Raw genomic sequence first — 25,252 nt, 5'->3', positions numbered from 1 at the left:
TCGCGCACGAGCGAAAAACCTCCCCACCCCTTCCCCTCTCACCCCTTTTTTAAACACCTAAAATACACACCAAGGAATGCCATGCACATCAGCGAAGGCGTACTTTCAACTCCTGTTATTGTTGTCTCTTTTGGGATACTCCTCCCGCTTGTTGCCAACAGTGTCCGAACACTAGACCAACGCGACATCTCTAAAGTTGCCATGATGAGTGCCTTGTTTTTTGTCATCTCTACCTTGCATTTGCCCATCGGAGTCACCAGTGTGCATTTTATGATGCTGGGGGTTGTTGGGATGATGTTAGGATGGCACAGCTTTCCTGCCCTTTTTATTGCCCTCTTGCTTCAGGCTTTATTGCTAGGGTTTGGCGGGCTTACCTCACTGGCCGTTAACACCCTCAACACAGGGATGGGTGCCTTGGGAGGGTTTTACCTTTTTAGGTTTTTAACAAGAAGGCTCCCCCACGCCCTCGTTGCGTTTTTGGTGGGGTTTGTGCCTGTGATTTTGGCTTCACTGGGGATTGCACTGGCCCTTTTTTTAAGCAACGAAGGGTTTATCACTGTGGCTAAAATCGCCCTGTTGGCCCATTTGCCCCTTGGGTGCATCGAGGGAGTGATGATGATTTTTCTCTTTCGCGCCTTGCAGCGCTACCAAATCAAAGGAGTCACCCAATGAAAATCATTTTGTTGTGTTTAGCACCCCTTATGCTCTGGGCGCACGCACTAAGCATTGCAAGCGCTTATGAGCGCGGGGAACTTTTTGTGGAAGCCTTCTATAGCGATGGCAAACCCTGCCACACGTGCCCTTTTGTGGTAACACACGAGGAGAAAGAGTACTTTAAGGGCACCTTAGACAAAGAGGGACTTTTTGAAGCCCTCGTTGCCTTGCAACCCCCTTTTGAGGTGATGGTTGATGGGGGTGCGGGGCACAAGGCCTTTGCGAGTGTTAGAGGCGATGAACTAGCACCACTTTCTGAGCCGCTCTCTCTCAAACAAGAGGGAAGCACCTTGGATGAAGCCGCCTTGCGCGCCATCATTCGCAGTGAGCTTGCCAAGCAAACCCTAAGCCTTGAGACGAGTATCAAAAAAAACAAATCCATCCTTGAACACCTACTGGTGGGACTTGGGTATCTTTTGGGGATTTTTGGCCTGTGGCAACTGTTTGTACGAAACCAACCGCGCTAAGGCCTAGTTTTGCGGTGGCGTTGGTATTTGGGTTTGCCTTTTTTGTGGCCACCGCCAAAAGCGTTTCGCCCCTCATGCTAGCCCCCTTGCTTGTTCAAGGCGTTGTCTTACATGTAAAGCCCTTGGCCTTGCTTGCGACCCTCGCTAAGGTCAATGTATTCATCGGGCTTTCCGTGTTGGTGTTGGTGTTAGAATCCCACTACGCCCTTGCAGGACTGGTGTTTGCACGGGCGAACCTCATTTTGTGGTTTACCCTAGCCTTTGGGCTTGATGGGTTTGGATTGCACGAGGGATTGCGCCGCTTGGGGCTTCCTCATGCCCTTTCGTTGGTGCTGTTTTTCACGGTAAAATACGTGGAAATTTTAACCCTCAACGCCAACCGACTCAAGGAAGTCCTTAGCATCCGAGGGTTTCGCGCGCGCTTTGGGCGCCACACTTTAAGGGTCTATGGGGATGTGTTGGCTTTTTTGCTCTACACGGCGGTACACAAGATGGAAAAAATAGAAGACGTGCTCACCCTTCGGATGCACCACGTGCCTTCAAAAACGCGAGGAAACCTGCGTCTAAGACCCGCGGAAATCGCCCTTGGTGGCACATTCATAGGAGCGATGCTTGGCTATTATACTTTCTAATGTTCACGCAGCGGGCGTGGGCCCTGTGTGCTTACATGTAAAGCCTAAAGAAACCGTTGCGCTCTTGGGCGAAAACGGCGTCGGTAAAACCACCCTTTTGCGCGCATTGTTGGGATTAACCCCAAGCCACGGAGAGATAACCTTGCTTGGACGCCCTATGCGCACACCACAGGATTTTCGCGCCATATACCCCCACGTGGGGTACCTTTTTCAAGAAAGCGATGACAGCTTTATCGCCTCAAGTGTTCTTGAAGAAGTGGCCTTTAATCTGCTTGCCCGCGGGGAAGAAGAAGGGGCGACAAAGGCCAAAGCCCTAGCACTCCTCACCCGCTTTGGCCTCGCCCACGTGCACGATAAACTCCCCCTGAAACTCTCAGGCGGAGAAAAACGGGTGGTGGCCTTGTGTGCCTGCCTTATCCACGAACCTAGCATCCTTTTGCTGGATGAACCCACGAACAACCTAGACACCGCTAAACGCGCGTCTGTTTTGGCGATGCTTCGTGCCTTTGAAGGCGCCCTCGTGCTTGTTACTCACGAGATTGCCTTTGCCAAAGCGCTCACACAGCGCCTCTATCACTTAGGCCCAAACGGGCTTACATGTAAGGAAGAAAAAGAATGAAACGGTACCGACACTACACAAAAGAAAAAGCCATCATCTTAAGCGTGTTTGGCTCAGTGGTGGAACAAGAAAAATACGAAAACCTCAAAGCAAGCATCGCTTCTGCTTTTGAGGGGGTAGACGTGTTTATGGCCATTGGCTCGCGCATGGTGCTTAATGCCTTGCATAAAAAAGGCCTTACATGTAACACCTTGGCGCAAACCTTAGCGGAGGTGGACAGGCTTGGGTACAAAAACGTGGTGCTGGCTTCCATCAACCTTTTTCCCACCTGCGAACATGCTTTGCTTAAAAAAACCGTCGAAGGGTTTGCGCACTTTTCCCCTGCTAACCTTCGCGCCACCCATGCCATCTTTTCCAAAACTAAAGAGACAACCCATTTTCTCAAAGCCTTAGACGACACACTGTTTAAGCCCGACACGGCTAACCTCTACATCATCCACGGCACACCCAAGTTAGAACTTGGGGGCATTGAAGCCATCAATTACGCGGCAAAGTTTTTAGAATACAACCGCGCCACCAATTTCACCTGCTCCCTTGAAGGCGCCTTTCCCTTTGGTGTCATCAAAGACGCGTTGGTGGAAAAGATAACCCGCGCGCAGGTGCAAAAGGTGCAAATCGTCCCTTTATTGCTTGTCAGCGGCAACCATTTTGTCAAAGACATGGTGGAGATTCAAGAAGTACTCAGTGCGCATTTTGAAACCACTATCGCCCCAAGCCTTAGCCAAAGTAGCCACTTTAACCTCTTGGAAATGCCCGCCATCAGGGCCATCATCCAACAAAACATTCAAGAAGAGATAACCAAACTTGGACACTAAACTCTACATGGTCTCCCTAGGCCCCGCCGACCCCCAGCTTGTCACCCTTAAAGCCTTAAAGGCGCTCCAACACGCCCACGCCATTTGCGTGCCGACCAAAAGCGCTGATTTAAACCTTGAAAGCTCCCTGACCCACGGCATCATCCAAGCGCTTTTTAAAGAGTTTGGCTTTGAAAAGCCCCTTATTCCCCTCTACAGTCCCATGAAATTTCGGCACAAAGATTGGGAGGGGCAAATCGCCACCCTTACCGAGGCGCTAGCGACGTATGGCAGCGTGTGTTACGTGACCCTAGGCGATGCGGGCGTGTACAGCACGGTCTATTATTTGCTAGACATCCTCAAAACGACCCACCCTTCTTTGTATGCCTGCAGTGAAGTGATTCCTGGAGTTACCTCCTTTTCAAACGCTTCGGCAAAGGTTAAAATACCCTTGTGCTTAGGGGAGAGCCGTTTTGAGCTTGTTCCCCTTTTGGGCAAGCCCGTTCCAAGCACCAAGGTGTACATGCGCCCAAAGGTTGGCTCCTCCACCCAAGGGATTGTTGCCCAAGGGCAACTCTACACCTTTGAAAACCTCAACCTGCCCAATGAACGCATTGAACAGGGGCAACCCCAAGAGGTGGAACATTACATGACCTTATTGATTGATTTTGCCTCAAAGGAGTGTTTATGAGCTTCACGCAAGAGTACCCGCCCGTCGCCTTGGGAGCGGAGATTTCACTCAAATCTTTTGAGACCATCCATAAGGAGTTGCAACACTACCCCGCATTTCACACCTTTGACCCAGCCCAACAGGCCCTCATTTCTCGCTTGATTCACACGACTACTTGCTTTGACGCGGTGCTAGAGAACATTTACTTTAGCCCCCACGCCATGGCAAAAACCCAAGCTTTACTGCAAAAGCGCGCCAACATCATCGTGGATGTGAGCATGGTGCAAGGGGGGCTAAGCACGTTTTACCTCAACACCTACGGCAATGAAGCCCTTTGCTACATCAACGAACCCTTCACCCACGCTAGCGCGAAAGAACACCAAACCACCCGCAGTTACGCCGCAGTAGTAGAAGCCATCAAACGCCACCGCGACGCGCCCATGGTCTTTGCGTGCGGCAATGCGCCCACCTTTATCTACGCGGCCATTAACACCTTGCTAGACTTACATGTAAGCCTTGAAAACGTCTCTTTTGTCTGTTTTCCCGTGGGGTTTGTCAACGTCGTAGAATCCAAAGCCTACGCCAAACGCTTTTGCGAACACTTTGGGGTTCCCCTCATTATGATGCAAGGGCGCTATGGCGGCTCTCCTTTGGCCGTTGCCACCCTTCATGCCCTCTATAAATGCATCGAAGATTTTGATGGAAAAAGCAAATACAATGGCCAATAAACACTACAACGCCATGGGCAGTGAAGTGGTGGAGGGCTTTACATGTAAGCCCAAAACACTCGACCCCAACAAACCCATCATGTTTTACAAAACCCACCTTTTTGTGTGCAGTGGAGAACGCTGCCAAAAGCGCAACGCCGAAAAATCCCTAGCCCAAACCTTGCGCCACCTCCTTCAAGAGTTAGGGTTGCACCAAGGCAAACACCGCATCAAAATCTCCACCACAGCGTGCTTTGGGGCGTGCCGTTTTCGCCATGTTGGGGTGATTTACCATAACACCCAACCCCCACAAGCCCCCCTCTGGCTTAAAAACATTCACCGCTACACCCTTGAAACGTGGAAAGCCCTCTTTTTGGCCCTGAGCGAGGAGGCGCCCCTTTGCGAAAAAACCTACCCCACCATCCCCATGAGTCCTCCCCATGACTAAAAAGATTTACCTCGTGGGCGCGGGGCCAGGAGATGTGGAGCTGTTGACCCTTAAGGCCCTCAACGTGCTAAAAGTTGCCGATGTCATCTTGTACGACGCCCTTGTGAGCGAAGAGGTCTTTGCCTTTTGCAAGCCCGATGCCCTTAAAATCAACGTTGGCAAACGCAAAAACCACCACTTAAAAAAACAAGAAGAAATCAACACCCTTCTCATTGCCTACGCCAAAAGCCACGACGTGGTCGTACGCCTCAAAGGGGGCACACCTTTTGTCTTTGGACGGGGCTACGAAGAGGTGCGTGCCATCACCCAAGCGGGGTTTTTGCCCGTGGTCATCAGTGGAGTAAGCAGTACCACAAGCGTGCCTGAGAGTTTTATGATTCCTTCCATTGACCGCAGTTTTAGCGATGCGTACCTGACCATCACGGGGCATGACATGGGGGTCTTTGAGGACATCGTACGCCACTACCACCCAAGGCAAAACCTTGTCATCATGATGGGCGTGCACAACCTCAAAGCCATCACCCAAAGCCTCTTGCGCAAGGGGTTTCCCCCTGAACTTCCCCTCGCCCTGCTCTCCCAAGGCACCACCCCAAAGGCTGAGAAAATCCTCTCAACCCTTGGGGAAATCCTCCACCAAGAAGAGGCTTTTTTTGCGCACGCCACCACCCTCACGCCTGCTATCATTTTCATCGGACAAACCCTGCATGCTAGCCACTAAGCCCCCACTTCGCCAAGGTTACACCACAGGAGCCCACGCAAGCATCGCCTTTGAACTGGCCCTAGAAGCGTACCTTCGCACCAAAGAATCCGCCACGGTTCTTACCACCAAAATGGACAATGACGATTTAGACGTCACCAAGGGGTGTGAAATCCGTGTCCATCTTAGCGCGCACCTTGAAGCATTGGCCCTTAACCCCACGCCCCATGAACCCGCCCGCTTTCAAAGCCACACCAACTCCCTTTGCCTCTACGCAGGAGAAGGAGTGGGGGTAGTCACCAAAAAAGGGCTGAAGGTTGCCCCGCACTTTCCTGCCATCAACCCCGTGCCGCGAAACGCCCTTTTTACTACTTTTGCGCGCATGACCCAAGGCCACCAAAACCTCTGTTTGCATTGCGCCATTGGCATTAAAGAGGGCGAAACCCTCGCCTTGCAAACGGCCAATGCAAAAGTGGGCGTGGTGGGCGGCCTTTCTATCTTGGGCACAACAGGGCTTGTAAAACCCATCTCAAGCACCGCGTACCTAGATTCCATCAAAACCGAAATCGCCTTTGCTCTTGCCAATGGACACCAAACCCTCTACTTTACCCTTGGCAATTCCGCCCTTGCCAAAGCCCACACCCTTTCCCCTAAAGAAGCGGTGGTGGAGATTGGCAATTTCATCTACGATGCGCTACACTTTGCCTCACAAGAGGGCGTAGCGCGGGTGGTGCTCGTGTGCGGGATTGGGAAAATGACCAAGGTCGCCCAAGGGTTTAAAAACACCCACAACCGCTTTGGGGTTATTGATTTTTCTTGGCTTCAAAGGGAGATTGAAGAAGCGCTCCATTGCACCATCGACACGGAGGCGACCATGACGGTTAAAGGGGTGTGCGAGGAGTTACACGCAAAGGGGTTGCTTGAGGGGTTTTACACCTTGTGCGCCGCAAAAGCAGCCCAAAGCATCAATGCATGGGGCGTTCACATGCCCGTAGACACTCTTATTGTAAAGGAAGTTGCATGGTAACTATTATGGGCAATGGGATGGGAGGATACTCCTTTTCCCACCTCAACATCGACACGACGGCCTACGATACGATTGTGTGCGATGTGCACTTTCAAGAATCCGGCGACACCATCCGCAAGCTCCCTTTTAGCCAAGCCAAAGCCTACATCCTTGACCACTACGAGAGGGAAAATATCTTGTACATTGTCACAGGAAGCCCGCTTTTTTTTAGCGCGGGTACGCTCATCGCCAAAGCGCTTCCTCCTTTACATGTAAGGCTTATCGACAACACCTCATCCAAAGCCTATTTGCTTTGCGCGCTGGGCATTGGAGAAGCGGAAGTGGAGGCCCTTTCTTTGCACGGCAAAAAAGCGTTGGATTTATCCGCCTTTTTAACCAAACCTTATACCTTCGTGCTTTGCGACGCCCTTACATGTAAGCGCCTCAAAACAGCCTTGCGCTACCTTGATGCAAGGGATGTGGAAGTGACCATCGGGTACAAACTCGGCTACGTTGATGAACGCATTTGCCCGCTCAATCTTTTTGAAAACGACGCAGATGCCTTTGACCTCACCCAACCCTACGTGCTCTTACTTAAACGCCTCTTCACCCCCACAAACGGCCTTAGCCAAGACGACGCTTTTGAGACCGAACGGGGCATGATCACCAAACACTACAAACGCCACCTTAGCCTCCAACACCTCGACCTTTGCCCTAACCACCTGCTGTGGGACGTGGGCGCGGGAAGCGGAAGTTGTGGCATTGAAGCCCATCGGCGCTACAAAACACGGGTGGTTTTCTTTGAAAAAAACCCCACCCGCGTGGCCCACATAGAACAAAACCTGCGCGCCCACAAAGTGGTCGATGCCACCCTTGTGGAAGGCCCAGCGCATGAAACATTTGAAACCCTCCAAGAAAACCCCAATCGCATTTTTGTAGGCGGCGGGGGCATGGAGGTCATTGACAAGCTCCCTTATTTGTATGGGCGCCTAGCCCCACAGGGGATTTTGCTCATCAACGCCATCAGCCTCAAGCACCTCACCCACATGCTTAACACGCTAAAGGAAGCCCACATTGCCTACGAAGTCTTTTCCCTTAGCCTCACCACGTACAAAGGCACCCTTGATCTCATCGAGCCGCAACGGCAACTTTTTCAACTCAAGGCGGTAAAACCATGATCTATTTTATCGGGGCGGGTCCGGGAAATCCAGACCTCTTAACCCTCAAAGCCCACCAGATTCTTCAACGTGCAGACGCGGTGCTTTACACAGGCTCCCTCGTGCCCAAAGAGGTGCTAGGGTGGTGCAAAAAAGAGGCGCTTATTCAAGACAGTCAAAACATGAAATACCCTGAAATCTTTGCGTTTTTGGAAGAACACCGCGCAAAAACGGTGGCGCGCGTACACACGGGTGACCCCTCTTTATACTCCACCATCGCCAAGCAAATCGCCTTCCTCAAAGAGCGCAACATTCCCTACGAAGTCATCCCCGGCGTGAGTGCCGCCTTTGGCGCGGCGGCGAGTCTTGGCATCGAATACACCCTGCCTGGCGTCTCTCAAACCCTCATCCTTACGCGCATTGAAGGCAAAACCCCCAACCCCGAAGCCCTTGAAACCCTTCTGGCATGCCGCCACTCTTCTTTGGTGTTTTACCTCTCCATCGCCTTGCTTGAATCCCTCAAACACACGGCCTTAAAGTTAGGCTATGCCCCCTCTACCCCGTGCTGGGTAGTGGAAAAAGCTACGTGGAAAGAAGAAAAAATCTACAAAGGCACCTTAGAGGACATTCAAGACCAAGTGGGGCACATTCGGGGCATTGCGCTCATTTTATTTGGGGAATTTTTGCACCAAGAAGAGCGCGAAGAGTCTCACCTCTACGTCAAAGAAAGCGGCACATGCTAAGCATCGCCCTTGTCTCCATCAACCGCCCAAGCCTTCAAGCCGCCCAAACACTGCGGGGGTTTTTAGGCGAACACAAGGTGGACATTTACGCCAAAGAGGGCACAAGCGAGGGTGAACCTTGTTTGGCATACAAGCAGCTTGATGCCGTCTTTGCCCAAGGGTGGGAAAGGTACGATGCCTTCATTTGCCTCTTGGCTACTGGTATTGTGGTGCGCAAAATCGCCCCGCTCTTGCGCAACAAAGCCAGTGACCCTGCGGTCTTGGTGATGAGTTTGGATTTATCCAAAGTCGTTCCGTTGCTCAGCGGACACTTAGGCGGTGCCAACGCCCTCTCCATGCTAATTGCCTCGCGCATTAAGGGGTGTGCTCCCTTCATCACCACCGCCACTGATCAATTAGAATGTTTAGCCTTTGACCTCTTTGCCAAAGAACACGGCATGTCCATCCAAAACCTCCACCGCCTCGCCGCCATCTCCAACAGACTCATCAACGCGCAACCTGTCAACGTCTTTACATGTAACGCCCTGTTTGAGCGCCTTACATGTAAAGAAACCCTCGTACGTATTGATGAAGACGCGCTAGATGAACACAGCGTGGTGATTCACCCCCTTGGCACCTACACCCAACTCCACCTCAAACCCAAACTCACCCTTGGCCTAGGATGCAACCGCCACACGTCGCACGCGAGTATCCAAGCAGCCTTTTTTTGGTTTTTGGAACGTTTTTGCCTCGAAAAAGAGTCCATCGCTTCCATCGCTTCTTTTGAGGCCAAGGCAGACGAAGCGGGACTTTTAGCCTTTAGCGCGAAAGAAGGCATCCCCTTGCGGTTTTTCACGCCAGAGGAAATCAACAGCGCCCAAGGCGCCTTTAGCCCCTCCAAAGCCACCCAATTTTTTGGACTCCAAGGGGTCGCTGAACCCTCGGCAGTCTTGGGTTCGACGTACGGGGAACTTGTCCTTCCCAAGGTGGTTTACCAAAACCACATCACTTTAGCAGGAGCCTTTTAATGAACCGATTGTATATCATCAGTACTGGCGCAGGAGGGATGGAGTACCTCACTCCTCAAGCGCGAGACGCCATAGAAGCATGCGAAGTCGTGGTTTCTTACACCAAATACGCCAAAGAACTCGCCCCTTTGCTTGAGGGCAAAACACTCTACACCTCGGGCATGACCCACGAGATACAACGTTGCGCCCAAGCCATCGAATGCGCCCAAGGGGGTAAAACCACCTGCATCATCTCAAACGGCGATGCCAACGTTTTTGGCATGGCAACCTTGGTGGTAGAACTCATGGATGCTAAAAATTTGTGGGAGGAAATCGAACTCATCTCTTTGCCTGGCGTGACCGCTTTTTTAGCCACCGCTTCAAAAGCTGGTGCGCCCGTGTCCCAAGATTTTGCCATTGTCTCCCTCTCAGACAGACTCACCGACATCGCGCTCATCGACAAACGCATCCGCGCGGCGTTGACGTGCGATTTTGTCCTTGGCATCTACAACCCCAAATCCACCAAGCGCACCCAGCCCTACCAAAACTTCCTTGATGCCCTTGGCGAGCTCCCTTCTCGCATCATCATCCTTGGACACAATGTGGGAAGAAAAGAGGAAGAGATTACCATCACCACCGCAGATGCCCTCATCGCCAAAGGAGTAAACAACCCAGATGTGGGCATGAATACCGTAATGATTGTGGGCAACTCCACCACCAGACTCACCCAAAATGGCGCCGTGCTAACCCCGCGAGGCTACCTTAACAAATACACCACCGAGGGTGCGTTAAAGGCAAAGGCGTAGCATGGAATGCTGCATCAGCGGGGCGGCTTCGGGCAGTGGAAAAACCCTCCTAACAACAGCCTTGTTGCACCACTACAAACAGCGGGTGCGGCCTTATAAAATAGGCCCTGATTTTATCGACCCCCAATTTCACCGCGCCGTTTGCGAAAAAGAGAGCATCACCCTTGATAGCTTCCTTTTAACCCCATCCCAAGTGCAGTGGATGTATGCCCATTACAACACCCAAGAGCACGCCATCATCGAAGGTGTCATGGGCTTTTACGACGGGGAAGACAAGGGGTGCAGTACTTATGGCATCGCCAAATTACTAGGGGTACCTACTGTGATGTTGCTAGAGTGCCAAGGCAGTTACATCACCCCCAGCGCCCTCTTGCACGGGCTAAGAACTTACACTTCTGGTAACACCATTAAAGGCGTGGTGCTAAACCGTGTTGGCTCTTCTAGCCACTACGAACGTATCAAAACACAGCTTGAAAAAGACCACCCTGACATCGCGGTTTTAGGGTGGATTTCCAAAGACATCCCGCCTCTTTATAGCACCCACTTGGGGCTTGATTTAAAAGGACTAGAGCACGTTGGCGCCCTTGCTAAAGCGGTGTTAGCGCACCTTGATTTGCCCCTTCTTGAAGCCGTTGCTTCGCGCCAAAAGCCCCTTAACCCCGTGCCCTACCCTTTTGCGCCCCAGCCCAAAATAGCGCAACACATCGCCGTTGTGCACGATGAAAATTTTTCTTTTTTGTACCATGACAACCTGATGTTTTTGCAAGAAATTTTTGCCACCCTCACCCTTGTGCGCGCCACCCACGACGAGCCCATTCCCCAAGATGCGGACGTGGTGTACCTGTGTGGGGGTTACGTGGAAACAGACGAAGCCTACGCAAAAATCAAAAAAGCCTTGGTCTTTCAACGCTCCTTGCAAGCCCACGCCACCACCAAAAAAATCTACGCCGAATGCGCGGGATTGCTCTACCTTGGAAAAGCGGTGGATGACAAGCCCATGAGCGGGATTTTAGACGTAGCCTTTACTCTAGAAAAACGCTTTCAACGCTTGGGGTATTACCACACCCAAGAGGGCGTCAAAGGGCACGCCTTTCACTACACCAAACCCACCCCACACAGCTCTAAGGGAGAGGTGCTTTTTAAAGCTTTTACCACCGAAGGCACAGGGGGAAGCTGGAGCCACAAAGGGGTGTTTGGCACCTACTTACACACCCTACTTCGGGGCCATTTTGAAAAAGTGAGAGGAAGATTTTCATGAAAGCATTTAACGCCAAGGCACAAGCCACTCTAAGGGAAATCATCGCTGCTAGACGGGATGTGCGGGGGCACCATTTTACATCCACGCCCCTCCCAAAAGCCTTGCTTGAAGAGCTTTTAACCTGCGCCATTTGCGCCCCCTCAGTTGGGTTTTCGCAGCCGTGGCATTTTGTGGTGGTAGAAGCCTTACATGTAAAGGAAAAAATACACCAAGAATTTACCAAACAAAACCGCAAAGCCCAAAAACGTTTTTCAGATAAAGCGCAGTATAAAGAGCTAAAACTTGAAGGTATCAAAGAAGCCCCTGTGAATATTGCCGTGTTTTACACCAAACCCAAAGGGGACATCTTGGGTCAAACCGTCCAGAAAAAGATGGGAGAATACAGCGTCGTGTGCGCCATCCAAAACCTTTGGCTCAGCGCGAGAAGCCATGGCATCGGCGTGGGTTGGGTGAGCATCTTGCGACCAAAAAAAGTCAAAGAGATTTTAAACATCGGCAAAGAGTACAAACTGGTGGGCTACTTGTGCTTGGGGTATGTCAACACTTTTTTAGAGACACCTGAACTCCAAACCCTAGGATGGGAAAAGAAAAAAATGCTTCACGATGTGGTGCAATGGGCGTAAAAACACCCCTTACATGTAAAGAACTCGCTCCACACCTCAAGGCCACTACACTCACGCCAACCTTGTATGGAGCGAGCGATAGCGTGTACGAGGTGGATGGGAAATACATCCTAAAGCTTTTTGAAACAAGTACATGTAACGAAGTAGAAGCCGAATGCGCCTTGCTAGCATTGTGCCGCCATTTGCCTGTTTCGCGGGTGGTACAAGGGCCTTTTGTGGTGCAAGGCAAACACGCTTTGGTGTACGAAAAAGCCAAAGGGGAAGTGGTGCGTCACCCCCGTGCGTCCCACATCGCACAAATAGGAAGGTTTCTTCAAGCCTTCCACGCAACCACGGCCAAGCGCCCCAGTAGTGCCGCACTCCATTTTGAAAAACCGCGTCTTGAAGCCCTCGTACGCCAAAGCGCCCACGCGCCGTTTTTAGAAGCCTTTTCGCGCGTGGGGCTAGAGCTTAGGCACGATGGTATCATCCACGGGGATTTGTTTTGGGATAACGCCCTTTTTGAGGAGGAAACCCTCTCGTGTGTGCTTGATTTTGGGCACAGTTGCACGGGAGATTTTCTCTTTGACCTCGCCGTGGTTGCCTTGTCGTGGTGTACTACCAAAGAAGAAGAAGCCCTGTTGCTACGAAGTTACGGGGCGTGCGTGGACGAGGCACTTTTTGCCCGCTACATCGCTTACGCAAGGCTGTATTATAGCGTCATCCGTTTTTTAGAACAAAGAGATTTTACCCCCTTATGGAGCAAAACATATGATTAAACCCCTCACTGGAAGCATGGATTTTATAGAAAGCCTTCGGGGCAAAAGCGCCACGTTTATGCTAGCCCTTAGCAACACCCACACCGCCGCCATTCCTGGGCTTACCCAAGCGGGCATTCCTGGACTTATCCACCTCACACCCACCCTTGATAGCGAGTTTGTGTGCACGGGGGAGGTGAGAAGCCTAGGAGAGATTCCCCTTACCCCCAAAGGTGTCCCCACCCCCGCGCTTATAAGCAGGGCAGTGCATTTGCTCTCTCCTTTTCACCACATCGAGCTTTTAAACCTTGGACTAGAGGTTGCGCCCAAACTACGCCATGTTGTGCAACACACCTTTGAGCTTTCACCCTCAGGTGCCATCGACCAAGGTGCGGGGATTGATGCTTTTAGCGTCTTTGAAAAAGGGGTGGCCTTTGGGCAACACTACACCCCAAAGAGCGAGTTTATTCTCCTTGGCGAATCGGTCCCCAGTGGCACCACCACCGCCCAAGCAACAGCCTTGGCCCTTGGCTATGCGGTAGAAAAACACTTTAGCAGTTCCTTTGCCACGCCCCCTTTGGGTGTCCGACAAACCGTCCTTCACAAAGCCCTAAGCCACCTCACGCCCCAAGACACTCTTTTTGAAAAACTGGGAAAAGTAAGCGACCACATGCTCATTTTCAATGCAGGCTTTTTGCTTGGGGCCAACAACAAGGGCTATAAAATCCTCCTCGCAGGAGGAACCCAAATGGCGTGTGTGCTCTTGGTAGTCAATGCCATTTTGCGTACCATGGATGGGGCTATCGACAGTTCCGCCATCGGCCTTGCCACCACCAAATGGGTAGGCGAAGACAACAACAGCGACATCGTAGGGCTTTTAAAGATGCTAGATTTTCCCATCAATGCCTACATGGCGGATTTTGATTTTTCCCTCTCAAACCACCCTTTGCTAAACCTTTACGACCAAGGGGAAGCCAAAGAGGGCGTTGGGGCGGGAGGCTGCTTGGTCTATGGAGCGCTCAAGGGCCTTAGCAAGGCCCAAATCACCCAAAAGGTAGAGGGGTTTTTAGGATGAAAATACTTTATTTTGGCGGTCAACGCTCAGGTAAAAGCAAGCTTGCCGAAGAAAAAACCCTTGCCCTTGCCAAAGAGACGCCCTATTATGTTGCCACTTACAACACGGCCTTTGGGGATGCCGCCATGCAAGAGCGGGTGCTGCTGCACCGTCAAAGGCGCATGGGACGTTTTATCAACCTTGAAGCGCCCTTTGACTTAACCCATGCCATTACACCGCAACACACCTACCTCGTAGACTGCCTTTCTATGTGGGTTTTTAACGGCATGAAGAGGGGAGAGAAGGCTTTGCTTGAAGAGCTTGACCTGCTTAAAAACACCGACGCGACCCTTGTTTTTGTGCTCAATGACGTGAGCAGTGGCATCATTCCCCTAGATGCGTACGTGCGAGACTACGTGGATTTGCATGGCATCATCGGGCAGCACGTGGCTGGGTTTTGCGATGAAGTGTACGAGGTAAAGCTTGGCCTTGGGGTGCGCATCAAATGAAACCGTATGCCCACGGGGGCAATGTCTCCGCCTTTGCCAAGGCCCTTGGATGCAAAGAAAAAGCGGTGATTGACCTCTCTTCAAACATCAACTTTGTCAAACCTTCCATCAAACTCAACGCCACCAACATTGCTACTTACCCTACCTACACCGCGCTCACCCGCACCCTGTGCAAGCACTTTGGCGTCAAAGCCTCCATGCTTGAACTCTACAACGGCGGCAGCAGCGCTATTTACGGATTGATGGAAAGCTTGGAGCCCACCACCTGCTACCTCTACTCGCCCGCTTACGTGGAGTACAAAAAAGCCGCCCACGCCCACGCCAAAACCCCTCTTTTAATCAACAGATTCGAGCCCTTGCCCTCACGCCTTGAAAAAAATGCCCTTGTGGTGTTTGTGAATCCTTCCACGCCTGAGGGCAGGTATTATGACCTTGACGCGCTTTTTGAGACATGGAGAGAAGCGGAGGCGACGGTGATTGTGGATGAGTCTTTTTTGGCGTTTTGCCAAGAAAAAAGCGCCCTTTCATACCTAAAGAATTATGAAAAACTCTACATCCTCACCTCCTTGACCAAGTTTTACGCTTGCGCGGGAGTGCGCCTAGGGGTGGTGATTTCTTCCCCAAAGAACATCCAACACTTACGTGCCAAAGCGCCTTTGTGGAAAATCTCTGCCTTTGATAGCGCCTTTACATGTAAGGTGTTGCGCGACAAAGCCTTTGCCAAACGCACCCTCTCAAAAACCGCCAAAGCAAAGGCGTACCTTGAAAAAATCTTGCACCGCTCCACGCTTTTTGAGGAAGTCTTGCCAAGCCGTGCAAACTTTTTTTTAGCCAAACTTGCCACCCTAGATGCTCCCACCTTTGCAAAAGGCCTCGCAAAGCGCCGCATCATGGTCAGGGATTGCTCCAATTTTGATTTTTTAGATGAGCGATGGGTGCGCATTGCGGTAAAGAAAAAGAAAGCGTTAAAAGCATTTAAAAAAGGGTTGCAATGCCTCGAAAATTAAAAAACATCTCCATTTTTGGCACCTCAAGCGACGCGGGCAAAAGCACCATCGCCTTTGTCATCGCCAAAATCCTCCAAGAAAAAGGCTACAAGGTTGCCCCCTTTAAAGCCCAAAACGTCTCCAATAATTCCCATGTGGCCGATGATGGCAGTGAGATTGCCATCGCCCAGTATTTTCAAGCTAGCGTCCTTGGGGTGCCTACGAGTTACCACCTCAACCCCGTGCTCTTAAAATCAGGCACCCACAACAGCGCCTCACTCATCGTGCAAGGAAAGGTGGTCGCCAACAAGGACGTCAGGGAGTATTACCGCGACATCGACACCTTAAAACCCCTCGTCAAAGAGGCCTTTTTACACCTTGATGGCCAGTACGATTGCATCGTGGCAGAAGGAGCGGGAAGCCCCGTGGAGCTAAACCTCATGGACAAAGACCTCTCCAATATTTTTATCGCTTCGGAGTTTAACACACGCATTATCCTCGTCGCCGACATCGAAAAAGGGGGCGTGTTTGCCTCCATCTGGGGTGTGTACAATCTCCTCCCCCATGCCCTAAGGGCCAACGTTGCAGGGGTTATTGTCAACAAATTTAGAGGAGACAGAAGCTTGTTTGACAAAGGGGTGGAGATTATCGAAAAAGAGTTTGGTATCCCTGTGCTTGGGGTGCTTCCCTACGTGCCTTTTAACCTTGGATTTGAAGACAGCGCGAGCTTAAAAAACTTCACCCAAATCAAGCCAAACGCCACCCAAAAAGTCGCCATCATCCACTACCCCACCATGAGCAATTACAACGATATTGAGCCTCTTATCGCCAACCCTGATATTTTGGTGGAATTTGTCACCTCCAACATCGACCTTAGCCCTTTTGAGACGGTTATCTTGCCTGGGTCAAAACTGGTTATTGAGGATTTGCGATGGCTAAAACGCACAGGGCTTTTTGCCCAACTTCAAACGCACAAAGGCAATATCTTAGCCATTTGCGGCGGCTACGAGATGCTTTTTCGCGCCATCATCGACACCTTTGCCATCGAAAATACCACGCCAACCCAAGAAGAAGGCTTTGGGTTTATCGATGATGTCATCGTGCTTGGGAAAGAAAAAATCCTCCAAAAAGGCACCTTTGAACTCTTTGGCAAACAGGTCAAAGGCTTTCAAATCCGCCACGGGCAAAGCCAAAAACACCCGCTGTTTTATGAAAAAGGAAACATCAAAGGCACCTTTGTACACGGGCTTTTTCACGACGAAGCCTTTGAAGCCTACCAGCGCCAAACCGTCCAAACCTTTGTAGACACCATGAAAGAACACCTCCACCTCCAAAGGCTCTTTGATGTACTATGAGCTTGCCTTGCTAGCCTATGTCATCGACAGACTCTTTGGGGAGTTTTCCTTCATCCGCTCCTACAAGCACCCCGTCATTTACATGGGTGCCTTCATCACGTGGTTTGAAAAGCATTTTTACAAAGACAGCGTAGCAAGAGGCGCATTGGCCTGCGTCTCCTTGCTTTGCGTGATTGTTGTACCGCTTTTTTTGGTAGACCTCATGGTCGATAACCTCTTGTTTTGGGGACTCATCGCCTCCACAGGACTTGCTTCAACCTCCTTGGTTCAAAGCGTCAAACAGACCCTCAAAGACCCCCAAAGCATCCAGTACCTTGTCAGCCGTGACACCCAAAACCTCAGCCAAAGTGAGCGCCACAAAGCCGCTATCGAAACCTACGCAGAAAACCTTAGCGATGGGGTCATTGCCCCCTTGTTTTACCTGCTGTGTTTTGGAATATACGGGTTGTTTTTATGCAAGGGCATCAACACCCTTGATTCCATGATAGGGTACAAAAACCCACGCTATGGGAAGTTTGGAAAATGCAGTGCGCGCCTTGATGATGTGGCAAACCTCATCCCCGCACGCCTCACAGCAGTTTTGATTGCCCTGCTTTTTGGCTCCAAAAAGGCTTTGGTGCACTTTTACCGCTTTGGCAAAAAACACAAAAGCCCCAACGCAGGCCATCCCATCTCCGCCATGGCCTTAAGCCTTGGGGTGAAGCTAGGCGGCCCCACCTCTTACTTTGGCATCCTAGAACCCAAGCCTTACTTTGGCGAAGGGCAAGAGGTCATCACCGCAGAAACACTTCACAAAGCCCTCAGCCTTCAGCCCCGCTTGGATTTTTTCATCCTCATCACCCTAGGAGTCTTATGCGCCAGATTTATTTAGGGCTAAAATTCGCCTTTAGCTACTTCACCGTTTTGCCCGTGCGTTTTAAAACAACCGATGTACTAACCCACCCCAAAACCCTCGCCTCCATGCTCTTCTTTTTCCCTTTTTGTGGGCTTGTTATTGGGGCGCTTAGTGCTGGGCTTTACCTGTACCTTCTCTCTAGCCTTGGCCCAACAGGGGCGGTCATCGCGGCGGTGTTTTACCTGTTTCTTTACGGCTTCATCCACACCGAAGCCATTGCCGATGTCACCGATGCGCTCTACGCCAAACACAGCGGCAAAGACCCCTACAAGGTCATCAAAGAGTCTACCATTGGGGCAATGGGTATGCTTTACACCCTTGGATTTGTGCTCATCAAGGTTGCCCTCATAGCCCATCTTTTTGCCCACCAAAAGGTCTGGGCATTTTTGGGCATCTTGCTTGTCTCTCGGTTTGCCCTTGTGGTGCTCATGAAATCCCAAACCTTTCGCTCCTCTTTTGTCAATGCCTTGCAAGCCTCCCTTTCCCCTCTTGTGCTTTGGGGGGCGCTTTTGAGTGTTTTCCTTGTTGGTTTTTGGCTCACCCAAGGGCTCTTTTTCTTGCTTTTTTTCTCTGGTCTCCTAGTCGCCTTTGGAGTAGCTAAGACCTTGGAAAAAAAACTGGGATTTTTAAATGGCGATGTACTGGGAGTCTCTTTGGAATCTGTTGAGCTCTTGCTCTTTTTGGGGGTTGCGCTGTGGGCTTGACCTTACTGCGTCATGGCGCGCCACACGTGCGTTACCACCAAACATACCTTGGATGGAACGATGTGCCCCTTGATGAGACGCTTTTTAAGACGTCTTGGCAGGTCACGCAAAAGGCGTTTGATGACGTTTTCTCTTCTGATTTAAAACGTTGCACCCAAACCCTCGATGCCTTAGGACTCACCTACACCACCGACCAAAGGTTGCGAGAAGTACGTTTTAAAGAGAAGATTGAAGGTAAAACCTTTGATGCAGTGGCTGCTTTGCCTTGTTTTAGCCAAGGCTTTTTGGAAAATGAAACAACATGGTTTGCCTACATCAGCAAGGAGAGATACGAAGATTTTTTAGGAAGAATTGAGGGGTTTTTAACAGAGCTTGACCCCTCTAAAAACACCCTCATTTGCGCCCACAAAGGCTCACTCAACGCCATCTTAAGATGCCTTGGCAAGGAAGAGCGAAACTTCGCATACCTAGAGCCCTATCAGCTCCCCTAGCCGCGTTACTTCTTCTAAAAAAGCGTGCGGTGGTTAAACTTTTGCCTTACATGTAAAGGCGCGCATGACCAGTACAAGGATGAAAAGTTGCAAGGCCAAAAGCCCAAAATGCAGCACGTACACCTGCATTTGTTTCTCAACCACCCCTTGCCACGCTAACACTTTGTAAAACCCGTACGCCAACACCATGCCCGCCAAATAGCCCTTTTGCTTCGCCACATCAATAAAGCCCATAAGCTTACTGCGCCTTAACGCCACCGTTTCCACGCGCACCAAGTAGCCGCCAAACATGAAGGTAAACTGGTAACTGGCGTAGATAAACAGCGCACTCATGTAGCTGTAAGAAAAAAGCAAAAACCCCACCACCATCGCAAGGGTCACGCACTCCACCACGAGGGTAATGGCAAAAAAGACCCGCGCGTTCATCATGCGCTCGTAAAACTTCGCCACCACTAACAGCCCAAGGGCCAACACAATCCCACCCAGACTGTACACCGAAGGCTCAAGGGGCGTGTACAGTACGAACACACTCCCTGTAGAGAGCCCAAAAAAGAGGGAGTTTAAGAGCTTAAACCACAGGTAGGGTCGCAGGCGGGATATCATTAGAAGGTCGCTTTCACGCCGACATAAACGCTACGCCCAAGGGTTGCGTAGCCATCCACTTCTTGATATTTGCGGTCAAAGAGGTTGTTGAGCTTACCCTGCACACTCCACGTGCTATTGATGGTGTAGTCAGCTTTGAGATGGGCAAGGAAATAGCGGCCCGTCTCTTGCCCTGACGTGTCTTTGCAAGAGCCGATGTAATTGCCCAGTGCAGTTAACTTTAACTCTTTCACAGGCACATACGTTGCATGGGTACTCGCCTGATAACGCGGTCGGTTTCGCAATCTGTTGTCGTCTTTATCACGCGCATCGGTGTACGTGTAACTTGCGCCCATAAGCCAATCTTGGGCGATGGCTTGCTCTAGTGAAACTTCAACACCCTTAAACACCGACGTGCCCGAAACATTTTCATAACGCCCCTCATAAGTCACCCAGTTAATCGTGCGCCAATCAATCATTTCACGTATTTCATTGCGGAACACGTTTACATGTAAGGCATGAAAATGTACGCCCGCGTTATAACTGCGGATTTTTTCGGGTTTTAAACCAAAATTGCTCATTCCCCAAGGGTTGACCATATTTAAAATAGAAGGTGCTTTGTAGGCAGTTCCCGCGTTCACATACACGGAAATTTCAGGAGAAAACCCATAAGAGAGTCCAAATTTTCCCGTCGCCTTGTTGTCAAATTCACTAAAGGTATCGTAACGCAAAGCTTGGGAAAATACCCAACGATTGAGCGTGTAACTATGGTTGACATACCCTGCTTGATTGCGAATTGTTTTGTGAGAGGATTCATATCCTGCATCATCTTCGCGGTAACTTCCGCCAAACACCAACACGCCCACGTCGCTGTATTTCCAACGGTCTTTGAGTTCTACCTCTTCAGATTCACCACGGTATTTATACGTGCTAGACTCAAAATGTTCTCGTTCAAATTGGCTTTTAGAAGCACTTAGCGTTAGCGCATGGGGGCCAGCAAAATGTTGGTAATTGGCAAAGCCCGATTTCTCTTTATAGGAAGAGGCTTCCGAAGAGTCAGGATTATTCCATCCATCATAATGGGTATACGCGTTCACATCCCGATAGCCCACTTCCACACGATTATCTGGCGTAATCCAGTGCCCTACCTTTACATGTACGGTGGTATTGCGGTACGGGTCGTCTTCATAATCTTTACTATTTTTCCCCCGTGGTGCTTGGGCTGTTGGGCCATCCGCGAGGACTCGGCTCACCGAAAGGGACGCGTCTGTTAAGGGAGTGCGGTAAGAGAGTTGCAGCGCGCCGTGCTTGTAGCCATAGCTTCCCGCCTCCATGCTAACCGAACCGTTAAATCCGGGTTTGGCTTCCTTGGTGATGATATTAATAACGCCTGCTGCTGCGTCAGCGCCCCAGATGCCACTTTGCGCCCCTTTGATGATTTCAATGCGCTCTACATTGTCTAAGAGCAAGTGGGAAGTTGTGGCCCCTGAAGTATTAGAAGGGTCATTAAACCGCACCCCATCAATGAGCACAAGGGTGTATTGGTTGGCCATCCCCTGTAAAAAGAGAGAGCTTTGCTGGCCCATCCCGCCACTTTGTGTTGTTGCAAGGCCAGGCACAAAGGCTAGCGCATCTTTAAGGGTTGTTGCGCCACGCAAGGAAAGTTCTTGGGCGGTGATGATGGTGACATTGTCGGTGAGGTTGGTAGGACTTGTGGGGGTTTTAGTTGCAGTGATAACGCGAGATTTTTGCGCTGTGATTTTTTTTGAGATGAGCACAACAGGTGCTTCATCCACCTCTAGCAGCACGTCTTCTTCGTGCGCTTCTTTGGTGTATTCTTGACTTGCTTGCGTTGTTTGCTGTGCGCTTACCGTTTGGGCTTGGAGCGTCACGGTTGCCACGGTGGCAGTAATGGCAGCAAGAGAAAAATACTTGCCTTTGAAACCTTTGGGTGATTTCATTGGAATCCTTATTTTGCAATGTGAGGGTGAACCTCTAGGCTAGCTACCGCCACCCCACAAATTCACACTCAAAAAGTTTTTCAAGTGATACTGCGAAACAATTTTCTCCGATGGGTCGAAAGCTTTGCTTTCGGGGGTACCCATCGTGAGAAACTCTTGTTGAGTGGTGTCGCTTGAAAAACTTAGCTCACGTTAAATAGAAAAATACAGTGCTTCAGGATGATACGTCGCCATCGCGGTGGTGCTTTGTTCGGGGTGAATCTGAAAGGTTTCACTCAGTTCTATGCCAAAGCGTTCGGGTTTTAAGAGGTCAAAAATGACCTTCGTGTCGGCAATCTCAGGGCACGCAGGATACCCAAAAGAGTAGCGGCACCCTTGGTAGCGCGCCATGCGCACATCCCGCAAACTCTTGCCTTCGTTTTTCGCGATGCCCAAATCCAAACGAATCTGCTTGTGCACAATCTCCGCCAACGCTTCAGCCAGTTCCACCCCAAGCCCGTGAAGGAAAAAATACTCCTGATACTGTCCCGCGTCGTAAAGCTTGGCTTCGTACTCGCTAAATTTCTTCCCAGCACTCACGCAGGTAAAGGCCACCACATCATCATGGGCGCTGTGGTAAAAGTCACTCAAACACCGATGGGGCTTGCGGTTTTGACGCGGAAAGGTCAATACATGTAAAGCCTCTTCCAAAGCACTTTTAGCAGGGGTTTGCCCTGGTAACCATCCGCGCGCGTCGTCGAAAATATACAAACTTTCTCCGTCGCTTCGGCAAGGGAAAAAACCGTACAGTAAGGTCGGCTCAAACAGCCCAAGACGCTCGATGTCCGCTTTTAGCCTCTCAAACAGTGGCCATAAAATATCGCGTTGTTGGGCGGCTTTTTCTTCTTTACTCAGGCCCTTGCCGCTGTAGCCCCAACGCTGGGAAAACAACAATTTGTGGTTTATCCACTCGTACGCCAAAGCACGCACGTCGGTTTTAAGCTCTCGCACCCCCCAAAAAGGCGGTGTCGGTACAGGGATGTCACGGCGGGGCATGATGATGTTTTCAGGCAAGATGGGTTCGCGTTTGGCTTTAGGCAAGGGAATCTCTTTTTTGACATCACTGAGTTTGGTATCAAAGTTGCCTTTTTCGATGCGGCTCATCGCCACAATGCCCTCAAAAGCATCCTTGCAGTAAAACACAGGCCCCTCATAAGCGGGTCTACAATACTCCTCCACAAAGGCATCATTAAGCGCAGCACCACCCAAGATGACGGGCACATGAATCCCCTCAGCCTTTAAAATTTCCAAGTTTTCTTTCATGACGGCGGTGGATTTGACCAGCAAACCGCTCATGCCAAGGGCGTCGGCGTCATGCTCGCGGTACGCGTCGATGAAGGTGCGAATGTCGGCTTTGATGCCGATGTTGATGACCCGAAAGCCGTTGTTGGTGAGGATGATGTCCACGAGGTTTTTACCCACATCGTGCACGTCCCCTTTAACGGTGCCTAAAATCAGCGTGGTTTCGCTTTGTTTGTCGGTTTTGGGCAAAAAGGGCTTGAGGTAATCCACTGCCGCTTTCATCACTTCGGCCGATTGGAGCACGAAGGGGAGTTGCATTTTTCCTGAGCCAAAGAGTTCGCCCACCTCTTTCATGGCGCCAATGAGCACTTCGTTGATGATGGTCGCAGGGTCGATGAGTTCTTTAATGGCCACCAACTCTTCCAACATCCGCGCCTTGTTGCCATCAATCAAGAGCTTTTGCACCAAAGGTTCAGGTTCAAGCCCTTCGTACGGGTCTTTGCCCCCGCTCGTGTCTGCCACCACCCCTTCAAAATGGCGAATGAACGCAAACAGCGGGTCGCCCGCTTCGTGGTTGTTAAAGAGCAAGTCTTCGCACATCTTGCGCTCCACCTCACCAATCTTATGGAGCGGCAAGGTGTTTTTTACATTCACGATAGCCATAGAAAGGCCCGCTTCGACACAGTAGTGCAAAAAGATAGAGTTGAGGTATTCTCTAGCGTGTTTGTCTAGCCCAAAAGAGATGTTAGACACCCCAAGTACAAACCCAACGTCTGGGTGCAAACGCCCAAATTCGCGGATGGCTTCGATGGTCTCCGTCGCGGCGGTGCGGTACTCTTCATCTCCGCTTCCTACGGTAAAAGTGAGTAAGTCAAAAACCAAATCGCTAGGGCGAAACCCGTGCAACTCCACGGCGCGCTCTAGCATCCGCCCCGCAATGGCGATTTTTTGTTCTTTGGTTTTGGCCATGCCCACTTCGTCGATGGCTAAACACACCAAAGCGGCACCAAAACGCTTTGCTAACGCGCACACGGCGTCAAATTTTCCTATCCCATCTTCCAGATTTACGGAGTTGATAATAGGTCGCCCGCCGATGCACTTCAGGCCCGCTTCAAGGGCATTAAGTTGGGTGGTGTCCACCATGAGCGGCAGGGGAGTTTTTTGGGAATACAGCGCGATAATCTTCGCCATGTCCGCGGCTTCATCGCGCCCCGCAAAGCCCACACTCACGTCCAGTCCATGCGCGCCACTGCGCACTTGTTCGCCCGCAACGCTAAGAGTGCCTTCAAAATCTTGGGCTAAAAGTAGGTCTCGAAACGCCTTTGACCCAGTGGCATTACTGCGCTCTCCAATGAGAAAGGGAGTGGGGTTTTGCACCAACGTTTTAGCCTCAAAAAGCGACGCGATGGCGGGTGTACACACGCCTGTGGGGGGTTTGGGGGTTTTGGAGCGCAGGGTAAATTCAAGGGCGCGAATGTGTTCAGGCGTCGTACCACAGCATCCGCCCAAGATTGCCACTCCGTCGATGTCGGCAAATTTGGCTTGTTCATTAGCAAACACCACTTCGCCCATAGGGTAAAAAGTCATGCCCCCACGGTTTTGGGGAAGCCCCGCGTTAGCATGGACACTGATGGGGCCTGGCCACACTTGCGAGAGGGTTTTGACGTGGTGGTACACTTGTTCTGGGCCCGTGCCGCAGTTAAACCCAAGACTAAAGAGCTCAAAGGGTTCTAAGATGCTCGCAATAGTCGCCGCGTCGGTGCCAATGAGCATAGTGCCTGAGAGTTCGATGGTCACAGAAACCATCACAGGAAGCCTTACATGTAAGGCTTCCATGGTGTCAAAAATAGCATGCAGTGCCGCTTTGATTTGCAGTGGGTCTTGGGCCGTTTCGATGAGAAACAACTCCACACCACCATCAATGAGCCCGCGCGCTGCCTCGGCATACCCTTGGTACATGGCATCGTAGCCCATGTGTCCTAGCGAGGGCAGTTTTGTTCCTGGCCCAAGCGCTCCTGCGACGTAGCGGGGTTTGATGTGGGCGTACTCCATGCACGCTTCTTTGGCGATTTTCGCACCCAAGTAAGAGAGCTCATAAGCGCGCTCTCCCAGGTTGTATTCGTCCAACACCCAGCCCATCGACCCAAAGGTATTGGTTTTAACGATGTCCGCTCCCGCAGCGCAATAAGCTTTTTGGATTTCCAAAATCACCTCAGGTGCGGTGGCGTTTAACAGCTCGTTGCACCCCTCATTCTCCCCCCATGCTTCGGGTGGAACAGCGGCATTTTGAATCTGCGTGCCCATGGCACCGTCGATGATGAGAAAACGTTCTTTAATGGCCTCGTGTAGTGTTTGCATTGGTTTCTTTAC

Annotated in this window: 27 protein-coding genes; 24 read left to right on the top strand and 3 right to left on the bottom strand. The window is 50.9% G+C overall.

Translation table 11 applies throughout. From position 1 onward, the window contains the following. Positions 1-81: 81 nt before the first annotated feature. Genes AC5SLM_RS12735 through AC5SLM_RS12620 form a run of 24 tightly spaced genes read left to right on the top strand, consistent with a single transcriptional unit; the run spans position 82 to position 19,058 of the window. Positions 82-672 carry an energy-coupling factor ABC transporter permease gene (locus AC5SLM_RS12735; protein WP_495251346.1) on the top strand — a complete coding sequence of 197 codons (591 nt, stop codon included), beginning with the start codon at positions 82-84 and terminating at the stop codon, positions 670-672. Beyond that, positions 669-1,181, top strand: coding sequence for an HI_1622 family ECF transport-associated protein (locus AC5SLM_RS12730; protein ID WP_495251345.1), 513 nt, complete (start codon positions 669-671; stop codon positions 1,179-1,181). The genes AC5SLM_RS12735 and AC5SLM_RS12730 overlap by 4 nt, the downstream gene beginning before the upstream one ends. Before the next feature lie 14 nt (positions 1,182-1,195). After that, complete coding sequence (locus AC5SLM_RS12725; RefSeq protein WP_495251344.1) at positions 1,196-1,813, top strand: energy-coupling factor transporter transmembrane component T family protein; 618 nt, start codon at positions 1,196-1,198, stop codon at positions 1,811-1,813. Next, on the top strand, positions 1,794-2,432 hold the full coding sequence (locus AC5SLM_RS12720; RefSeq protein WP_495251343.1) for an energy-coupling factor ABC transporter ATP-binding protein: 639 nt from the start codon (positions 1,794-1,796) through the stop codon (positions 2,430-2,432). Before AC5SLM_RS12725 ends, AC5SLM_RS12720 begins: the two co-directional genes overlap by 20 nt. After that, the gene (locus AC5SLM_RS12715) at positions 2,429-3,247 is read left to right on the top strand and encodes a sirohydrochlorin cobaltochelatase (RefSeq protein WP_495251342.1); all 819 of its coding nucleotides are present in this window, start codon (positions 2,429-2,431) and stop codon (positions 3,245-3,247) included. Before AC5SLM_RS12720 ends, AC5SLM_RS12715 begins: the two co-directional genes overlap by 4 nt. Further along, positions 3,237-3,917 (top strand): precorrin-2 C(20)-methyltransferase, encoded by a 681-nt coding sequence (locus tag AC5SLM_RS12710; protein ID WP_495251341.1) that lies wholly within the window; start codon positions 3,237-3,239, stop codon positions 3,915-3,917. Before AC5SLM_RS12715 ends, AC5SLM_RS12710 begins: the two co-directional genes overlap by 11 nt. Beyond that, positions 3,914-4,624 carry a precorrin-8X methylmutase gene (locus tag AC5SLM_RS12705; protein ID WP_495251340.1) on the top strand — a complete coding sequence of 237 codons (711 nt, stop codon included), beginning with the start codon at positions 3,914-3,916 and terminating at the stop codon, positions 4,622-4,624. The genes AC5SLM_RS12710 and AC5SLM_RS12705 overlap by 4 nt, the downstream gene beginning before the upstream one ends. Continuing rightward, entirely contained in the window at positions 4,614-5,051 is a 438-nt protein-coding gene (locus AC5SLM_RS12700; protein WP_495251339.1) for a (2Fe-2S) ferredoxin domain-containing protein, read from the top strand. The genes AC5SLM_RS12705 and AC5SLM_RS12700 overlap by 11 nt, the downstream gene beginning before the upstream one ends. Continuing rightward, a complete protein-coding gene (gene cobA, locus AC5SLM_RS12695; RefSeq protein WP_495251338.1) occupies positions 5,044-5,769 on the top strand; it encodes a uroporphyrinogen-III C-methyltransferase in 726 nt (241 codons plus the stop codon). Before AC5SLM_RS12700 ends, cobA begins: the two co-directional genes overlap by 8 nt. Next, positions 5,756-6,775 carry a cobalt-precorrin-5B (C(1))-methyltransferase CbiD gene (gene cbiD, locus AC5SLM_RS12690; RefSeq protein ID WP_495251337.1) on the top strand — a complete coding sequence of 340 codons (1,020 nt, stop codon included), beginning with the start codon at positions 5,756-5,758 and terminating at the stop codon, positions 6,773-6,775. The genes cobA and cbiD overlap by 14 nt, the downstream gene beginning before the upstream one ends. Then, positions 6,769-7,932, top strand: coding sequence for a precorrin-6Y C5,15-methyltransferase (decarboxylating) subunit CbiT (cbiT, locus tag AC5SLM_RS12685; RefSeq protein WP_495251336.1), 1,164 nt, complete (start codon positions 6,769-6,771; stop codon positions 7,930-7,932). Before cbiD ends, cbiT begins: the two co-directional genes overlap by 7 nt. After that, on the top strand, positions 7,929-8,654 hold the full coding sequence (locus AC5SLM_RS12680; protein ID WP_495251335.1) for a cobalt-precorrin-4/precorrin-4 C(11)-methyltransferase: 726 nt from the start codon (positions 7,929-7,931) through the stop codon (positions 8,652-8,654). Before cbiT ends, AC5SLM_RS12680 begins: the two co-directional genes overlap by 4 nt. Beyond that, positions 8,648-9,661 (top strand): cobalt-precorrin 5A hydrolase, encoded by a 1,014-nt coding sequence (locus AC5SLM_RS12675; RefSeq protein ID WP_495251334.1) that lies wholly within the window; start codon positions 8,648-8,650, stop codon positions 9,659-9,661. Before AC5SLM_RS12680 ends, AC5SLM_RS12675 begins: the two co-directional genes overlap by 7 nt. Next, positions 9,661-10,446, top strand: coding sequence for a precorrin-3B C(17)-methyltransferase (locus AC5SLM_RS12670; protein WP_495251333.1), 786 nt, complete (start codon positions 9,661-9,663; stop codon positions 10,444-10,446). The genes AC5SLM_RS12675 and AC5SLM_RS12670 overlap by 1 nt, the downstream gene beginning before the upstream one ends. A 1-nt stretch (position 10,447) precedes the next feature. Further along, positions 10,448-11,704 carry a cobyrinic acid a,c-diamide synthase CobB gene (locus AC5SLM_RS12665; RefSeq protein WP_495251332.1) on the top strand — a complete coding sequence of 419 codons (1,257 nt, stop codon included), beginning with the start codon at positions 10,448-10,450 and terminating at the stop codon, positions 11,702-11,704. Next, the gene (bluB, locus tag AC5SLM_RS12660) at positions 11,701-12,327 is read left to right on the top strand and encodes a 5,6-dimethylbenzimidazole synthase (RefSeq protein ID WP_495251331.1); all 627 of its coding nucleotides are present in this window, start codon (positions 11,701-11,703) and stop codon (positions 12,325-12,327) included. The genes AC5SLM_RS12665 and bluB overlap by 4 nt, the downstream gene beginning before the upstream one ends. After that, positions 12,318-13,085, top strand: coding sequence for a phosphotransferase (locus tag AC5SLM_RS12655; protein WP_495251330.1), 768 nt, complete (start codon positions 12,318-12,320; stop codon positions 13,083-13,085). The genes bluB and AC5SLM_RS12655 overlap by 10 nt, the downstream gene beginning before the upstream one ends. Beyond that, positions 13,078-14,139, top strand: a complete 1,062-nt coding sequence (locus AC5SLM_RS12650; protein ID WP_495251329.1) for a nicotinate-nucleotide--dimethylbenzimidazole phosphoribosyltransferase — start codon at positions 13,078-13,080, stop codon at positions 14,137-14,139. The genes AC5SLM_RS12655 and AC5SLM_RS12650 overlap by 8 nt, the downstream gene beginning before the upstream one ends. After that, complete coding sequence (locus tag AC5SLM_RS12645; protein WP_495251328.1) at positions 14,136-14,627, top strand: bifunctional adenosylcobinamide kinase/adenosylcobinamide-phosphate guanylyltransferase; 492 nt, start codon at positions 14,136-14,138, stop codon at positions 14,625-14,627. Before AC5SLM_RS12650 ends, AC5SLM_RS12645 begins: the two co-directional genes overlap by 4 nt. Then, positions 14,624-15,634, top strand: a complete 1,011-nt coding sequence (locus tag AC5SLM_RS12640; RefSeq protein WP_495251327.1) for an aminotransferase class I/II-fold pyridoxal phosphate-dependent enzyme — start codon at positions 14,624-14,626, stop codon at positions 15,632-15,634. The genes AC5SLM_RS12645 and AC5SLM_RS12640 overlap by 4 nt, the downstream gene beginning before the upstream one ends. Then, positions 15,619-16,968: a cobyric acid synthase gene (locus tag AC5SLM_RS12635; RefSeq protein ID WP_495251326.1), complete on the top strand. Its 1,350-nt coding sequence runs from the start codon at positions 15,619-15,621 to the stop codon at positions 16,966-16,968. The genes AC5SLM_RS12640 and AC5SLM_RS12635 overlap by 16 nt, the downstream gene beginning before the upstream one ends. Beyond that, positions 16,958-17,839 carry an adenosylcobinamide-phosphate synthase CbiB gene (gene cbiB / locus AC5SLM_RS12630; RefSeq protein ID WP_495251325.1) on the top strand — a complete coding sequence of 294 codons (882 nt, stop codon included), beginning with the start codon at positions 16,958-16,960 and terminating at the stop codon, positions 17,837-17,839. Before AC5SLM_RS12635 ends, cbiB begins: the two co-directional genes overlap by 11 nt. Then, a complete protein-coding gene (locus tag AC5SLM_RS12625; RefSeq protein ID WP_495251324.1) occupies positions 17,821-18,567 on the top strand; it encodes an adenosylcobinamide-GDP ribazoletransferase in 747 nt (248 codons plus the stop codon). The genes cbiB and AC5SLM_RS12625 overlap by 19 nt, the downstream gene beginning before the upstream one ends. Then, complete coding sequence (locus AC5SLM_RS12620; protein ID WP_495251323.1) at positions 18,558-19,058, top strand: histidine phosphatase family protein; 501 nt, start codon at positions 18,558-18,560, stop codon at positions 19,056-19,058. Before AC5SLM_RS12625 ends, AC5SLM_RS12620 begins: the two co-directional genes overlap by 10 nt. Positions 19,059-19,091: 33 nt before the next feature. Here AC5SLM_RS12620 and AC5SLM_RS12615 read toward each other — a convergent pair whose 3' ends face one another. From AC5SLM_RS12615 to metH, 3 genes are all read right to left on the bottom strand, one after another. Continuing rightward, positions 19,092-19,661, bottom strand: coding sequence for a hypothetical protein (locus tag AC5SLM_RS12615; RefSeq protein ID WP_495251322.1), 570 nt, complete (start codon positions 19,659-19,661; stop codon positions 19,092-19,094). Then, a complete protein-coding gene (locus AC5SLM_RS12610; RefSeq protein ID WP_495251321.1) occupies positions 19,661-21,601 on the bottom strand; it encodes a TonB-dependent receptor plug domain-containing protein in 1,941 nt (646 codons plus the stop codon). The genes AC5SLM_RS12615 and AC5SLM_RS12610 overlap by 1 nt, the downstream gene beginning before the upstream one ends. A gap of 192 nt (positions 21,602-21,793) precedes the next feature. After that, the gene (metH, locus tag AC5SLM_RS12605) at positions 21,794-25,240 is read right to left on the bottom strand and encodes a methionine synthase (protein WP_495251320.1); all 3,447 of its coding nucleotides are present in this window, start codon (positions 25,238-25,240) and stop codon (positions 21,794-21,796) included. Positions 25,241-25,252: the final 12 nt, after the last annotated feature.

Source organism: Sulfurospirillum sp. HTRB-L1, from assembly GCF_059415125.1.
The sequence above is the reverse complement of the archived record's forward strand: the minus strand, read 5'-3'. Positions and strand labels throughout refer to the sequence as shown.

Excerpts from the sequence above, each read along its gene's own strand:
- AC5SLM_RS12655 (WP_495251330.1), top strand. The coding sequence starts at position 12,318 with ATGGGCGTAAAAACACCCCTTACATGTAAAGAACTCGCTCCACACCTC.
- metH (WP_495251320.1), bottom strand. The coding sequence starts at position 25,240 with ATGCAAACACTACACGAGGCCATTAAAGAACGTTTTCTCATCATCGAC.
- AC5SLM_RS12610 (WP_495251321.1), bottom strand. The coding sequence starts at position 21,601 with ATGAAATCACCCAAAGGTTTCAAAGGCAAGTATTTTTCTCTTGCTGCC.
- AC5SLM_RS12625 (WP_495251324.1), top strand. The coding sequence starts at position 17,821 with ATGCGCCAGATTTATTTAGGGCTAAAATTCGCCTTTAGCTACTTCACC.
- bluB (WP_495251331.1), top strand. The coding sequence starts at position 11,701 with ATGAAAGCATTTAACGCCAAGGCACAAGCCACTCTAAGGGAAATCATC.
- AC5SLM_RS12700 (WP_495251339.1), top strand. The coding sequence starts at position 4,614 with ATGGCCAATAAACACTACAACGCCATGGGCAGTGAAGTGGTGGAGGGC.
- AC5SLM_RS12680 (WP_495251335.1), top strand. The coding sequence starts at position 7,929 with ATGATCTATTTTATCGGGGCGGGTCCGGGAAATCCAGACCTCTTAACC.
- AC5SLM_RS12670 (WP_495251333.1), top strand. The coding sequence starts at position 9,661 with ATGAACCGATTGTATATCATCAGTACTGGCGCAGGAGGGATGGAGTAC.
- AC5SLM_RS12645 (WP_495251328.1), top strand. The coding sequence starts at position 14,136 with ATGAAAATACTTTATTTTGGCGGTCAACGCTCAGGTAAAAGCAAGCTT.
- AC5SLM_RS12705 (WP_495251340.1), top strand. The coding sequence starts at position 3,914 with ATGAGCTTCACGCAAGAGTACCCGCCCGTCGCCTTGGGAGCGGAGATT.
- AC5SLM_RS12675 (WP_495251334.1), top strand. The coding sequence starts at position 8,648 with ATGCTAAGCATCGCCCTTGTCTCCATCAACCGCCCAAGCCTTCAAGCC.
- AC5SLM_RS12730 (WP_495251345.1), top strand. The coding sequence starts at position 669 with ATGAAAATCATTTTGTTGTGTTTAGCACCCCTTATGCTCTGGGCGCAC.
- AC5SLM_RS12665 (WP_495251332.1), top strand. The coding sequence starts at position 10,448 with ATGGAATGCTGCATCAGCGGGGCGGCTTCGGGCAGTGGAAAAACCCTC.
- cbiD (WP_495251337.1), top strand. The coding sequence starts at position 5,756 with ATGCTAGCCACTAAGCCCCCACTTCGCCAAGGTTACACCACAGGAGCC.
- AC5SLM_RS12715 (WP_495251342.1), top strand. The coding sequence starts at position 2,429 with ATGAAACGGTACCGACACTACACAAAAGAAAAAGCCATCATCTTAAGC.
- AC5SLM_RS12650 (WP_495251329.1), top strand. The coding sequence starts at position 13,078 with ATGATTAAACCCCTCACTGGAAGCATGGATTTTATAGAAAGCCTTCGG.
- cbiT (WP_495251336.1), top strand. The coding sequence starts at position 6,769 with ATGGTAACTATTATGGGCAATGGGATGGGAGGATACTCCTTTTCCCAC.
- cbiB (WP_495251325.1), top strand. The coding sequence starts at position 16,958 with ATGTACTATGAGCTTGCCTTGCTAGCCTATGTCATCGACAGACTCTTT.
- AC5SLM_RS12640 (WP_495251327.1), top strand. The coding sequence starts at position 14,624 with ATGAAACCGTATGCCCACGGGGGCAATGTCTCCGCCTTTGCCAAGGCC.
- cobA (WP_495251338.1), top strand. The coding sequence starts at position 5,044 with ATGACTAAAAAGATTTACCTCGTGGGCGCGGGGCCAGGAGATGTGGAG.
- AC5SLM_RS12635 (WP_495251326.1), top strand. The coding sequence starts at position 15,619 with ATGCCTCGAAAATTAAAAAACATCTCCATTTTTGGCACCTCAAGCGAC.
- AC5SLM_RS12615 (WP_495251322.1), bottom strand. The coding sequence starts at position 19,661 with ATGATATCCCGCCTGCGACCCTACCTGTGGTTTAAGCTCTTAAACTCC.
- AC5SLM_RS12735 (WP_495251346.1), top strand. The coding sequence starts at position 82 with ATGCACATCAGCGAAGGCGTACTTTCAACTCCTGTTATTGTTGTCTCT.